The 13,436-nt window shown below is 52.3% G+C and carries 16 protein-coding genes; 6 read left to right on the forward strand and 10 right to left on the reverse strand.

The features are described from left to right. Positions 1-312 precede the first annotated feature (312 nt). The 5 genes from artP (at position 313) to NCTC9997_RS10510 (ending at position 3,942) form a co-directional block, all read left to right on the forward strand. Positions 313-1,041, forward strand: coding sequence for an arginine ABC transporter ATP-binding protein ArtP (artP, locus tag NCTC9997_RS10490; RefSeq protein ID WP_010864184.1), 729 nt, complete (start codon positions 313-315; stop codon positions 1,039-1,041). Between the two features lie 30 nt (positions 1,042-1,071). After that, the gene (locus NCTC9997_RS10495) at positions 1,072-1,815 is read left to right on the forward strand and encodes an arginine ABC transporter substrate-binding protein (protein ID WP_010864185.1); all 744 of its coding nucleotides are present in this window, start codon (positions 1,072-1,074) and stop codon (positions 1,813-1,815) included. A 6-nt stretch (positions 1,816-1,821) separates the two neighbouring features. Continuing rightward, positions 1,822-2,496, forward strand: coding sequence for an arginine ABC transporter permease ArtQ (artQ, locus tag NCTC9997_RS10500; RefSeq protein WP_064978038.1), 675 nt, complete (start codon positions 1,822-1,824; stop codon positions 2,494-2,496). Further along, positions 2,496-3,164, forward strand: a complete 669-nt coding sequence (gene artM, locus NCTC9997_RS10505) for an arginine ABC transporter permease ArtM (protein WP_010864187.1) — start codon at positions 2,496-2,498, stop codon at positions 3,162-3,164. The genes artQ and artM overlap by 1 nt, the downstream gene beginning before the upstream one ends. 277 nt (positions 3,165-3,441) lie before the next feature. Next, entirely contained in the window at positions 3,442-3,942 is a 501-nt protein-coding gene (locus NCTC9997_RS10510) for a methylated-DNA--[protein]-cysteine S-methyltransferase (protein WP_064978039.1), read from the forward strand. 206 nt (positions 3,943-4,148) lie between these two features. On the opposite strand, the gene rlmC is transcribed toward NCTC9997_RS10510, so the two are convergent. From rlmC to NCTC9997_RS10540, 6 genes are all read right to left on the reverse strand, one after another. Further along, positions 4,149-5,291 (reverse strand): 23S rRNA (uracil(747)-C(5))-methyltransferase RlmC, encoded by a 1,143-nt coding sequence (gene rlmC / locus NCTC9997_RS10515; RefSeq protein ID WP_064978040.1) that lies wholly within the window; start codon positions 5,289-5,291, stop codon positions 4,149-4,151. Between the two features lie 135 nt (positions 5,292-5,426). After that, entirely contained in the window at positions 5,427-6,269 is an 843-nt protein-coding gene (locus NCTC9997_RS10520; RefSeq protein ID WP_010864190.1) for an ABC transporter permease subunit, read from the reverse strand. Beyond that, positions 6,269-7,165, reverse strand: a complete 897-nt coding sequence (potH, locus tag NCTC9997_RS10525) for a putrescine ABC transporter permease PotH (RefSeq protein ID WP_010864191.1) — start codon at positions 7,163-7,165, stop codon at positions 6,269-6,271. Before potH ends, NCTC9997_RS10520 begins: the two co-directional genes overlap by 1 nt. A 22-nt stretch (positions 7,166-7,187) precedes the next feature. Then, entirely contained in the window at positions 7,188-8,321 is a 1,134-nt protein-coding gene (gene potG / locus NCTC9997_RS10530; protein ID WP_039045558.1) for a putrescine ABC transporter ATP-binding subunit PotG, read from the reverse strand. A 222-nt stretch (positions 8,322-8,543) separates the two neighbouring features. Beyond that, entirely contained in the window at positions 8,544-9,602 is a 1,059-nt protein-coding gene (potF, locus tag NCTC9997_RS10535) for a spermidine/putrescine ABC transporter substrate-binding protein PotF (protein ID WP_413463053.1), read from the reverse strand. Between the two features lie 407 nt (positions 9,603-10,009). Further along, entirely contained in the window at positions 10,010-10,483 is a 474-nt protein-coding gene (locus tag NCTC9997_RS10540; RefSeq protein ID WP_039045557.1) for a YbjN domain-containing protein, read from the reverse strand. A gap of 334 nt (positions 10,484-10,817) precedes the next feature. On the opposite strand from NCTC9997_RS10540, the gene NCTC9997_RS10545 reads away from it, so the two are divergent. Continuing rightward, positions 10,818-11,012 carry a DUF4250 domain-containing protein gene (locus NCTC9997_RS10545; RefSeq protein ID WP_010864195.1) on the forward strand — a complete coding sequence of 65 codons (195 nt, stop codon included), beginning with the start codon at positions 10,818-10,820 and terminating at the stop codon, positions 11,010-11,012. A gap of 77 nt (positions 11,013-11,089) precedes the next feature. Here the strand turns inward: NCTC9997_RS10545 and rimK are convergent, their stop codons facing one another. Genes rimK through NCTC9997_RS10565 form a run of 4 tightly spaced genes read right to left on the reverse strand, consistent with a single transcriptional unit; the run spans position 11,090 to position 13,408 of the window. Beyond that, entirely contained in the window at positions 11,090-11,986 is an 897-nt protein-coding gene (gene rimK / locus NCTC9997_RS10550; protein ID WP_064978043.1) for a 30S ribosomal protein S6--L-glutamate ligase, read from the reverse strand. Continuing rightward, entirely contained in the window at positions 11,987-12,709 is a 723-nt protein-coding gene (nfsA, locus tag NCTC9997_RS10555) for an oxygen-insensitive NADPH nitroreductase (RefSeq protein ID WP_064978044.1), read from the reverse strand. It lies immediately after the preceding gene. Continuing rightward, positions 12,693-12,995, reverse strand: a complete 303-nt coding sequence (locus tag NCTC9997_RS10560; protein WP_010864198.1) for a DUF1418 family protein — start codon at positions 12,993-12,995, stop codon at positions 12,693-12,695. Before NCTC9997_RS10560 ends, nfsA begins: the two co-directional genes overlap by 17 nt. A 17-nt stretch (positions 12,996-13,012) precedes the next feature. Continuing rightward, a complete protein-coding gene (locus tag NCTC9997_RS10565; RefSeq protein WP_010864199.1) occupies positions 13,013-13,408 on the reverse strand; it encodes a DUF1499 domain-containing protein in 396 nt (131 codons plus the stop codon). Between the last annotated feature and the right edge of the window lie 28 nt (positions 13,409-13,436).

Genomic DNA, 13,436 nt, shown 5'->3' on the forward strand with positions numbered 1-13,436 from the left:
ATTCACCGCCACAAAAAAAGTATTTTAAGTGCGGTTTACACTTTCATTTACAGTGAAAAGTTATTCAAGCTGGATTTTTTATCCCTTCAAGGCAAATACTGCCTTAGCGCACTGTGTCGTGCCGTTTCTTTGACCTATCACACCATGAATTCAAGACAAAAAGTATCAACGAAAGCCGCACCAAGCCTGACATAGAACAAGATGACAGAAAAATCAGACCATTTTCTTATTCTTATCTTACATATCTATATTGCATAATTATGCGAATCTATTTACTATCACCAAAAATAACTCATTATTCAGTTGGATCGCATGAGTATTCAGTTAAATCAGGTGAATTGCTTTTACGGCGAACACCAAGCCTTACACAATATCAGTTTTGAATGCAGCGCTGGCGAGACACTGGTACTGCTCGGCCCGAGCGGTGCCGGCAAAAGTTCGCTGCTGCGGGTATTGAATCTGTTGGAAGTGCCCAAAAGTGGCACTCTGCACATTGCCGGTATGGACTTTGATTTATCGCGCGAACCTGACAGTCGCGCCGTGCGTGAGCTGCGCCAAAACGTCGGCATGGTCTTTCAGCAGTACAACCTCTGGCCACATCTGACCGTGATGGAAAATCTGACTGAAGCCCCGTGCCGAGTATTGGGTTTAAGCAAAGAACAAGCTCAAAGCCGCGCTAACGTGTTGCTGGAACGGTTACGTCTGACGCCGTATGCCGGCCGTTATCCGCTGCATCTATCGGGCGGTCAGCAACAGCGGGTCGCTATTGCCCGCGCCCTGATGATGGAGCCACAAGTGCTCTTGTTTGATGAGCCGACGGCCGCGCTAGATCCAGAGATCACTGCACAAGTGGTCAGCATCATTCAAGAGTTGGCACAAACGGGGATCACACAGGTTATCGTGACCCACGAAGTGGAAGTGGCCAAGAAAGTGGCCAGTCAGGTGATTTACATGGAGCAAGGGCATATCCTCGAACAAGGCAATGCCACCTGCTTCACTCAACCTCAAACCTCGGCCTTTGCCGGTTATTTATCGCACTGAGTTTTCTCTGCGTATTACAAGGAGTTCATCATGAAAAAATTACTGACCGCAGCTCTGCTGACTAGCAGCCTTTGCGCAGGTTTTAGCAGTACGGTAATGGCCGCCGACACTATTCGCTTTGCCATGGAAGCAACCTATCCACCGTTTGAGTCCACCAACGAGAAAAACGAAATCGTCGGTTTTGATGTCGATCTGGCTAAAGCGCTGTGCGCGGAAATCAAAGCGGAATGTACGTTCAGCAACCAAGCATTTGACAGCCTGATCCCGAGCCTGAAATTCCGTCGTTACGATGCAGCCATTTCCGCTATGGATATCACCGAAGAGCGTTTAAAGCAGGTGGACTTCACCAAGCCTTACTATGACAACGCCGCGGTATTCATCGCCCAGAAAGGTAAGTTTGCCGATGCCGCTGGCCTGCAAGGTAAGCGGGTTGGCGTACAAAATGGCTCCACTCACCAAACCTATATCAATGAGCAGATGAAAGATCTGAAATCGGTGCCTTACGGTAGCTATCAAAATGCCGTGATCGATATGAAAAATGGCCGGATTGATGCCGTATTTGGTGACACCGCGGTGATTGCCGAGTGGCTGAAGCAAGATGCCAACCTGCAGCCTGTCGGCGCTCCGGTGACCGATCAAGCTTACTTTGGTAAAGGCTTCGGCATTGCCGTCAACAAAGGCAACACCGAACTGCTGAACAAGCTCAACACCGCGCTGGATACCTTGCATGCCAACGGTACCTATCAATCCATCTACAACAAGTGGTTTAAATAATTAACGATGGCCGGAACAGAATTTCTCCACCTACTCCTGGCGGCGACCGGCATGACTGTCGGTCTGGCACTCACCTCTTTAGTGATAGGGCTGATCCTGGCCCTGTTATTTGCCGTTCTTGAGTCCGTGCGATGGCGCTTCGTCAGTTGGCCTGTCAGTATGCTGGTGACGGTACTGCGCGGTCTGCCGGAAATTCTGGTCGTATTGTTTATTTATTTTGGCTCGACACAGGTGCTCTTCCTGCTAAGCGGCGAATTTGTCGAATTCAGTCCGTTTTGGTGCGGCGCGGTGGCACTGGCCGTGATTTTTGCCTCCTACGCCTCGCAGACACTGCGGGGCGCGCTGAAGGCTATTTCACAGGGGCAGTGGGAGTCTGGCTTGGCACTCGGCATGACGCGTAAAGATATTTTTGTGCGCGTGATCCTGCCGCAAGTCTGGCGTCACGCCCTGCCAGGGCTGGGTAACCAATGGCTGGTGCTGCTGAAAGACACCGCGCTGGTTTCCCTGATTGGGGTCAATGAGTTAATGCGTCAGGCTCAAACCATTGCCACCTCAACGTGGCAGCCGTTTACCTGGTTTGCGTTGGCCGCCGTGCTGTATCTGGTGGTCACGCTCATCAGCCAGTTTTTGCTGCACCGGCTGGATTTGTATGTCACCCGTTTTGAAAGGAGTGCCGCCTGATGTGGGATTATTTGCCAACGTTGTTGCAGGGGCTACAAACCAGCTTATCGCTGACCGTGTGCGCCCTGTTGATTGGTTTTACTCTGGCGGTAGTGATGACTGTGATCATGGCCGGTCGCAAAGGGCCGCTGCGCTGGTTGACTAAAGGCTATCTGACGTTGTTCACCGGCACCCCGCTGCTGATTCAGATTTTTCTGATTTACTACGGCCCGGGTCAGTTTGAAAGCCTGCGTAACAGCGTGCTGTGGCCATTGCTGTCCGAGCCTTGGTTTTGCGCCATGCTGGCCTTAGCGCTCAATAGCGCGGCCTACTCCACCTTGTTGTTCTACGGGGCAGTAAAAGCGATTCCGGCGGGACAGTGGCAATCTTGTAGCGCACTGGGAATGACCCGCTTGCAAACGCTGCGCATTTTAGTGCCTTACGCATTGAAACGCTCTTTGCCTGCTTATTCCAACGAAGTGGTGTTGATTTTTAAAGGCACGTCACTGGCCAGTACCATCACTATCATGGATATCATGGGCTATGCCCAGCAACTGAACGCCCAAACCTACGATACGCTAGCGGTATTTGGCATGGCTGGGGTGATTTATCTGGTCGTGAATGGTTTGCTGACTATCTTGATGCGTCAGATGGAAAAGCGGATGCTGGCATTCGAGCAGCGCTGCTAAATCGCATGCGTTCGCTAGGCTATGTCATTTCGTATCCAATAAACTGAGTTTCATTTATAACGGCATCCTACGAGATGCCGTTTTCTATACTGAAATCCTATCAGCCCAGCCATCCTCGGCTTATCGGCCACCCGCTACATTCTCGCGGCCATTTAATACCATTTAGTCGCTGCCATCTGGCCGGATCAGCCGCACTTTTGTGACAGGTCGGTTTTGTCATACCGAAAAAGCAGGCTAACTTAGCTACAGTCAGAACCCGCGCAAGGACACCAACCTGATGTATTACGTTAAATACGCCTCCCCATTGGGAGAGTTATTGCTGATTGCCGACCGTCATGGTCTGCGCCATTTGTATCTGCCATCGGAAAACCCGCCGCATAATCCGCTGTGGCAAGCGGGGAAAAATCGCCCACTGGAGCAAGCCTGCGACTTTTTGGATGCGTATTTTGCGGGGAAAAAACCTTCAGCCGAGCAATTACTGCTCGCCCCTGTCGGCACTCCGTTTCAGCAACAGGTTTGGCAGCAATTACTGCAAATTCCCTATGCGGGCACCCGCTGCTATGGCGATATCGCCCAGCGCATCGGTAATCCGAAAGCCGTGCGCGCCGTCGGTGGTGCCATCGGCGCGAATCCACTGGCCATCATCATCCCGTGTCACCGCGTCCTCGGCAAAGATCGCTCGCTGACCGGCTACAGCGGTGGGCTACCCATCAAAACCGCGCTGTTGACGCTTGAAGGCGTCACTTGGCGCGAAAAGAAAGCGCCAAAAACAGCGTAAAAATAACGCGTGACGCAATCAATAGCAGTACTGGCCGTGCTCGCCGCAGAGCGGCGAAGATGCCATACCATGCTCAACTTTTTACCAGAGAAAAATTTGCCATAAAAAAACCGCCAATCACTGGCGGTTTTTTGTTGTTCAGCGCGAAGTATTGCAGCATGCGCGTACAAACCTCGAGCGCATAGCGATTGTATTAGCGAAAATGCTTAACAGGCAGATTTCTTCAACAGCCCCAGCACCTCATAGTGCGCGGTGTGCGGGAACATATCGAACAGCTGCATTTGCAACAGCTGATACTGGCCATTGGCCGTCAAGCGCGCTACATCGGCCTGCATACTGACCGCATTGCAGCTGGAGTACAAAATATACTCCGGCGCCATCCGCGACAGGTATTCGCACAGCGCCACCCCGATCCCACGCCGTGGGGGGTTCACCAGCACCAGATCCGGCACCGCATCGCGGCTATGGGCAAAATCCGCCGAATCTAACGCCTGAAACTGCACCTTGTTTAGCCCCAAGGTCGCTGCCGATTTTTGCGCACAAGCAATGGCTTCTGGGGAAATCTCAATACCGGTTAACGCCATGTCGGGCGTGGCGCAGTGCAAGCCAAACCCGCCGACGCCACAAAACAGATCCCACAGGGAATGCACCGGTAACGCACGCACCCAATCACGCGCCGTCGCATACAATTTGGCCGCAACATCGGGGTTGGTCTGGAAAAAGCTACGCGGGCGAATATACAGCGGCACCCGATTAAACTGCTCTTCTAGCGCTTCATCCGCCGTCAGGATAATCTCCTGCTCCCCTTCCATAATGGCCATGTGCACCGGCTGGATATTCACCGAGATCACCCGTAACTGTGGCAACTGCGCTTGCAGCCAGCCCAGTTCACGGCGAATTAACGGTAATTTGCTGTCAGAGCGCAGCACAAAGCGCAGCATGAATTCGCCACTGAGGGTACTTTGCGTTAACAGCAGATATTTAAGCTCGCCACGGCGCCGTGCAATCTGATAAGGCGTTAAACCGGCGCGGCCAATAAATTGCTTTAAGGCGGGGAATAGCGCCTGAAACGCCGCCGGATAGAGCGGACAATCACACAGGTCGACACCATTGCCGGCGGCATCGCAAATGCCCAGCAGCGGACGCTCTACCGCGCCACTGACCACCATTTTAGCTTTGTTGCGAAACGCCTGCTCAGGGCCAGAAACTGCCGGTAACCACTGACCGACCGCAATCGGGGTAAATAACGCCTGCAAGTCATGCTGTTTTTGCTGCAGTTGCTCGGAATAAGGGCGGTCAAGCCAATGACAGGAGCGGCATTCACCGGCCTGAAAGTGCGCACACTGCATGCAAACCTCGCAATCGTATCGGGTGGCGTAAAAATAAAAAGAGGGGCAGAATTCTACCCCTCCTTGCCAATTAGCGCCAACACTGTTGTCAGCGCCCTAGCCTGCGCCGCTCAATACGCCCCCACAGGACGCGCACTATTTTTGTGGCAACAGCATCTCTAAACGACGTCGCTTTTCAGCGCGCGACATCAACCACCATGACAGCAAGCCGATGAGACTCACGGCCAAAATAATCAAGGTCGCCAAGGCGTTGATTTTCGGCGATACCCCCATGCGTACACTGGAGAACACAATCATCGGTAAGGTGGTCGAGCTTGGCCCTGAGACAAAACTTGAGATAACCAAGGTATCCAACGACAAGGTAAAGGCCAATAACCAGCCAGACACCAATGCCGGCGCGATTTGCGGCACCGTGATGACGAAGAACACTTTCAGCGGCGGCGCGCCAAGATCCATCGCCGCCTCCTCCACCGAGCGATCCAGCTCGCGCAGGCGAGCACTGACTACCACCGCCACATAGGAGGTACAGAAAGTCACGTGCGCCAACCAGATAGTCATCGCGCCGCGCTGCTGCGGCCAACCGAGCCACTGCCCCATCGCCACAAACAGCAACAGCAGCGACAAACCGGTGATCACCTCAGGCATCACCAATGGCGCGGTCAGCATAAACGCAAACGAGGTCTGGCCGCGAAAACGACGAAAACGGGTCATCACAAAGGAGGCCATCGTGCCCAACACTACGGCAGCACTGGCCGCTGCGGTAGCGATGGTCAAACTGAGCCAGACCGCATCCATCATCGCCTGATCGGCAAACAACTCGCGATACCAAATCGTTGACCATCCGGCCCACACCGTGACCAGACGTGAGCTGTTAAAGGAGTACACCACCAGCATAATCATCGGTACATACAAAAAACTCAGACCGATAAACAGGATCAGGGCTTTCCAATAGCCTTTTTGTGCCGGCATCGAGCTCATCAGCGCACCTCCTGATTCTGGTGTTTATGGAACCACATGATCGGTAACGCCAACAGCAGCAACATGATAATCGCCACCGCCGAGGCCACCGGCCAATCGCGGTTATTGAAAAACTCCTGCCACATCACCCGTCCAATCATGATGCTATCCGGACCGCCAAGTAGCTCTGGGATCACAAACTCCCCCACCGCCGGAATGAACACCAACATTGAACCCGCAATAATGCCGCCTTTGGTCAGGGGCAAGATCACCGAAAAGAAGGTGCGCACCGGTTTAGCGCCTAAATCAAGCGATGCCTCCACCAGCGAGTAATCGAGCTTTAGCAGCGCGGTATACAGCGGCAAAATCATGAACGGCAAATAGGCATACACAATGCCGATGTACACGGCAAAATCGGTATGCAGCATCGGTAACGGTTGATCGATAATGCCCGCCCACATCAGGATATTGTTAATCACCCCGTTATTTTTCAGCAGACCAATCCACGCGTATACCCGAATTAAAAACGAGGTCCACGACGGCAAAATCACCAGTAACAGTAAAATATTGCGCACCGACGGGCTGCTGTTCGCTATCGCCCACGCCATCGGATAGCCGAGCAGCAGACACAGCAATGTCGAGATCCCCGCGATTTCCAGCGAATGCAGATAAGCATCAACATACAGTGGGTCTTCAATCAGATAGGCGTAATTACCCAGATTAAGTGAGATGGTCAGTTTGCCATCCAGCCATTCAACCAGATCGGTATACGGCGGGATCGCTACCTGCATCTCAGCAAAACTGATTTTGAAAACAATCAGAAATGGCACCAGAAAAAAGACCAGCAGCCAGATATAGGGAGCCGCAATCACCGCGTGGCGTCCGCCCGGACGGTGACGAGAATCGAGCAATTTCATCCCTGTCTCCTTGTTCCTTGCGTCAAGCGGTCAGTACGACACAGCTGTCCGGATTCCAGTACAGCCGCACCTCATCTCCCCACGTCGGCATACCGCGGCGGTAGCGACAATCGTTTTGCAACTGGGCGGTCAAAATCATGCCGCTGTGCAGTCGCACGTGATAAATCGACAAATCGCCTAAGTAAGCGATGTTCACCACTTCGCCCACCGCAAAGTTACAGCCCTCTTCCGGCACATCATCGCACAGAGCAATTTTTTCTGGCCGCAGCGCCACCATCACCGGCACATCCGGGGTGATCTTGACCTCTTGCTCAACTTTCAGTGGGTGCACTAAGCCAGGACTGCGCACGATATAGTGCTCTTCCTGCTCTTCTTGCAACATGCCTTCGAACACATTGATGCTGCCGATAAACTCAGCACTAAAGCGGCTGTTCGGGTACTCGTATACCTCTTCTGGCTCACCAATTTGCACGAATTTTCCGCGGTTCATGATGGCGATACGCCCAGCCATGGTCATGGCTTCTTCCTGATCGTGGGTCACCATCACGCAGGTTGCGCCCACGCGCTCGAGAATATCCACCACTTCCAGTTGCATCTGGTCACGCAGCTTTTTATCCAGCGCCCCCATCGGCTCATCCAGTAGCAATAGCTTTGGCCGTTTAGCCAGACTGCGCGCCAATGCCACCCGCTGGCGCTGGCCGCCGGATAACTGATGTGGCTTACGCTTGGCAAACTCTTGCATGTGTACCAGTTCCAGCATCTCCGCCACCCGATTGCGGATCTCCGCTGTCGGTAATTTGTCCTGCTTAAGACCAAAGGCAATGTTCTGCTCCACTGTCATATGCGGGAACAGTGCATACGACTGGAACATCATGTTGATCGGGCGTTTATACGGCGGCACGGCGGACAAATCCTGTCCGTCGAGGAAAATCTGGCCACTAGTCGGCAACTCAAATCCAGCCAACATCCGCAGCAAGGTGGACTTGCCACAGCCTGAGGCGCCCAGTAAGGCAAAAATTTCACCTTTATAGATAGTCAGATCGACATCATCCACCGCCAACGAACCATCGAAGGATTTGGTGAGGTTACGCACTTCCAGCAACGGTGTTTTCAGCTTGGGGGCTTTGTTTTGAGGACGAGCTTGCGTCTCTTTCACTGATGGGGGTCTCCTAGACAACAAAAACCGTTAATGATCCATCATCAACACAATCCGTGTTACATCAGGGGTGATCCGGTGCTTGCAAGGTTTTGCTGCCTGCAAGACACCGGCAATACGCATGTTCAATTGCCATTTCCGCCAGCGCCGCTGTAGCGAAACTGGGCCAGCAAGCCCAGTCGATACGCCAACTGTAGCGCGGCTAAACGTTTGGAATCCGGGTTATTGGCCGCTTTTAACCCGTGTCCAGGAGCGGGTGATCACCCGGTCCACTTTAGGATCTTTAACCGTCAGGGTGAACATTTTGGCCCGCGTTTCAGCGGTCGGGTAAATGCCCTGATCGTTTCGGATCTCTGGTTTTACCAATTCGGTCGCTTTCGCATTCCCGTTGGCGTAGTACACCGCATCACTGACTCCGGCAATCACTTCCGGTTGCAGCAAATAATCCATAAAGGCATAGGCGGTATCGGTGTTTTTCGCATCCGCGGGAATCGCCAGCATATCGAAGAAGGCTAATGCTCCTTCTTTCGGAATGCTGTAGCCAACATTCACGCCGTTGTTGGCCTCTTTCGCGCGGTTGGCCGCCTGCTTCACATCCCCGGCCCAACCAATGGCGACGCAGACATCACCGTTAGCCAAATCATTGATATATTGGGATGAGTGGAAGTAAGTCACGCTCGGGCGCAGTTGCAATAACAGATCATTGGCGGCACCGGAGTAATCTTTTGGATCGGTGCTGTTAGGATCTTTACCCAGATAATTGAGCACGGTGGCGTACACTTCGCTCGGCGCATCTAAGAAAGCCACTCCGCAGCTTTTCAGCTTAGCCAGATTCTCCGGCTTCAACACCAGATCCCAGCTATCGACCGGCGCATTTTCCCCGAGCACCGCTTTGACTTTATCGACGTTATAGCCAATTCCGGTGGTCGCCCACAGATACGGGATCCCGTATTGGTTATCCGGATCGTGTTTGCTCAGCATTTTGAGCAACTCCGGATCCAAATTGGCGTAATGGGTCAGCTTGCTTTTATCCAGCGGTTTAAACACGCCGGCTTTAATCTGGCGCTCCAGAAAACTGGCCGACGGCACCACGATATCAAAACCGGTATTACCGGCCATCAGTTTGCCTTCCAACACTTCGTTGGAATCAAACACGTCGTACACGACTTTCACGCCACTGGCTTTTTGGAAATTCGCCAGCGTATCAGGGGCAATATAGTCAGACCAGTTGTAGACATGCAGCGTTTTCTCTTCCGCCTGCGCAGAAGACAAAACCAGCATGGAGGCCAGGATCGCTCCGACCCATTTAGCCCCGGTGAACTGACGCGCAAACACTGCATTCATTACCAAAACCTCCATGTTAGCCAACAGATTAATAACGCTAAGTAGCATAACGTTGTCTGGATGTTAAGACCATAAGGTGAGGGCAAAACGACAGCATGCAAGACAAATAGCCATTATTGCTCTATCACCTGTGGCATAAGAGTTAAAAAACAGTGAAATGCAAGGTGGGAAAGGCGGTTTTATAGTAAGTTGTCAGGTATTTACACCGGAGGGTAAAAAACGGATTGCCGCAAAGAATTTGGCAGCCCCATTAGCACAAAGAAAGGGATATTAAGGTAAGCGTAGCGCAGCCGACTCATTGAAACGGCGCGGGTCAAGATAATCCTCCACCCGCGCATCTGGCCTTAATGCAGGACTTTATCCTGCTCAGAAAACTCATCTTCCTCTGGGAAAAACAGGAAGCCTTTCAGTTTGACGTTTTCGACAAACAGCTCGATTTGCTGCTGGGTTTGCAGCACAAAACGCTGGAACTGCGCCAGGGTTAAACCGGCACCGGCAGTCAGTGAGTGGGTGACGATGAGTTTTGGCAGATTGTCATCTTGTACATCCACAAAACCATTTACCAGCGAGAACTGAGCATTAATGTCACTGAGCCCCGCTACCAGTGGCAACAAGCCGGTTGGACGCACTTCAGTGGCCGCCGAAAAGACAATAATGTCTTCATCCAGCAAATCAATTTTGGCATCAAAAATCCCGTTGATGTTCTGCATATGCGGCAGGTGCAGAGCCTGACAAGATTCACACTCGAAAAACTCGATCCCTAACTGCAGCAGCCAGGTTTTCAATACGGTCAAATCGGGAACAGGTAAGTTATTCATGCCACACTACACAACAAGTACACGTGAAATTATCGGTGTAGCTTACGAAATGGGCAGTGATTTATCTATGCTCTCACGCAATAATTCGTGTCCTGACGTGAATTGTGGCCAGCCGCCAGCCAATACCAGGCCAATCGCCACGTTTTCCTCGGTCATTTTCTGAGGCCGTTTGCTCAAGTCATTCGCCGGTTTAACTGAGCCTTTGCTTATCTGTACTCGAAATTTTCTGATTAACATCTATGCTTGTGTGATGCATCCTGAAAAGGCATCACGATGTGATACGTTGATAATGAAGAAGTACCGGCAGTGCTTATTCGCGGTACGAGGAGGTATGATGGATCTCACCCGCTTTGCGCAAATGGACAGCACCATGTTGATGAGTATCGTTAATATGAAGCTGCGTAATGAGTTCGACAATCTGTACGAGCTGGCTCAGGCCTACGATATTGATGCCGCCGCGCTGTGTGAAAAGCTCGAACACAGCGGTTTTCATTACCATCCGGAGTTTAATCAGTTCCGTTCGGTATAATATTAGCGCAAGACTCCCTGTCGCTGACGCTCTGCGCGGTCACTGATGCTGACCGCGCCACTTAACCTGTCTCATCGCTACCTGTCCTGCCGATGACGCATCACCTGCTCGGCCAGATAATCCAGTATTTGCCCCGCGACATCTTGCCCCGTAGCACGTTCAATACCTTCAATCCCCGGCGATGCATTCACTTCCATCACCAGTGGGCCGCGCTTCGAGCGCAAAATATCGACCCCAGCCACATTCAAGCCGATGATCTGTGCGGCGCGTACCGCCATATCGCGCTCCGCGACACTGATTTCCACCGGTGTGGCACTCCCGCCACGATGTAAATTGGAGCGAAACTCACCCGCCTTGGCTTGCCGTTTCATGGCCGCGACCACCCGATCGCCAATCACAAAACAGCGAATATCCGAGCCTTGCGCTTCGGCAATGTACTCTTGCACCAAAATATTGGCATTCAGGCCCCGAAAGGCATCGATGACACTTTCCGCAGCCTGACGGGTTTCCGCCAGCACCACGCCAATGCCTTGCGTGCCTTCCACCAGTTTCACCACCAATGGCGCACCACCAACCATTTTGATCAGATCGTCCGTATCCCCTGGCGAGCTGGCAAACCCAGTGATCGGCAGGCCAATACCTTTGCGCGCCAAGCGCTGCAGTGAGCGTAATTTGTCACGCGCACGGCTGATAGAGGTGGAGTCATTCAGTACGTAGCTGCCCAGCATTTCAAACTGGCGCAGCACGCTGGTGCCATAGAAAGTAATCGAGGCACCAATACGCGGGATCACCGCATCGTATACCGGCAAAGGTTGCCCTTGGCAGTGCACTGAAGGCTCATCGGCATTGAGATTGATGTAACAGTGCAACGGGTCAATCACCTCAATGTGAAAACCACGCGCTTCAGCGGCTGCAACCAGCCGCTGGCACGAGTACAAAGAGGCATCCCGTGAAAGGATCGCGATGGAGAGCATTTAGCGGGTAATCCATCCCTGACGATGTAAATAATCCAGCATGAAAGGACGCGACTCTTTACTTAAGGTCGAACAGATATGCTGGCTCCAATTTTGCTGCTTGAGGTTACTGCCACGAGATTGGTAATAATGCGCCATCTCCGCATCATACTGCGCCAATTCCGCGCTATCCAGCGGCTGATACTGGTTTTCATGCAGCATAATCGACGCCGGTAGGCGCGGCTTTTGCTGCGGATCTTGCGCAGGATAACCCAAACACAGACCAAACAATGGCAGTACATGCTGCGGCAAGTGCAACAGATCGGTGACCGCCTGAATATGATTACGCAAACCGCCGATAAATACGCCGCCCATGCCCAGTGACTCTGCCGCCAGTAAGGCATTTTGCCCCATCAGCGCCGCATCAATGCTGCCGGTTAACAGCTGCTCGGCAAATCCCAACTGCGCTTGCGGGTAAATCTGCTGATTACGGTTAAAGTCGGCACAAAAGACCAGAAACTCTGCCGCCTGTGCCACATAGGCCTGCTCGCCAGATAATTTCACTAGCTGCTGACGCAAGGCCGGATCGGTGATCCGAATAATACTGACCAGCTGCAAAAAGCTGGAGGATGATGCCGCGCGCGCCGAATCGATAATGGCGTGAAGTTGCTCTGGGCTGATCGGCCGATCCGTAAATTGACGGATAGAACGATGTGAACAGATCAGATCAATGGTCGGTGTCATCATCATGCTCCTTTTTCTTACGCTCATGCCCAGCACTGTGGTTAAACGTCGGTTTAATCCAGCTGTCTAGCTGACCAAACCAGCCGGACACCAAAAACAACCCAGCCGGTAACATCAAAATCAGTCCGACAATGATCATCGTCGCGGCACTGCCCGTGCCACTGAGCCATGCCGGTAACAGAGAACTTTGTTTGATATCGAGGTAGCCAAGAATAATCAGTAAAAAACCGACCACCTCGCTTATCACAATCGGCCAAGGGAGGACAAATTTAGGTCTTTGTGTCATGTAAAGCTCATCAGTTATTACGGTGCAGGAGCATCATGTTGTGCTAATTGCGCTGTTAACGCGGCGCGCAATTTTTCAATACGCCGGCGGTTACTGCCAAAATCGTAAGGCAACACTTTAGACACAGAACAGATGCAGATACAAGCATGGTGCGTATCCAATAAAAACTCGACTTCGTCTGGTAAGCGCAACAGCCGCGAATGGCTCAGCACTTTCAAATAACCCGGCACATCTTTAATCACGTCAGTACGCGGCCAATTCACCACTAACTGACGCAGCGCCCGCCACACCACATCGGGCGGCACGGAAAACGACAATGGGCTGATATAACTGCGTTTATGCTGATCGCTACTGGATACGCCAGCATGCACATTGCTGCATCCGGGCAGACTGGAAGGAATAGTCCGGCTCATCTTCACACTCTCCTTGGCTAACTAGGTG

It is taken from the genome of Plesiomonas shigelloides (genome assembly GCF_900087055.1).
Taxonomy (GTDB): Bacteria; Pseudomonadota; Gammaproteobacteria; order Enterobacterales; family CAMTGL01; genus Plesiomonas; species Plesiomonas shigelloides.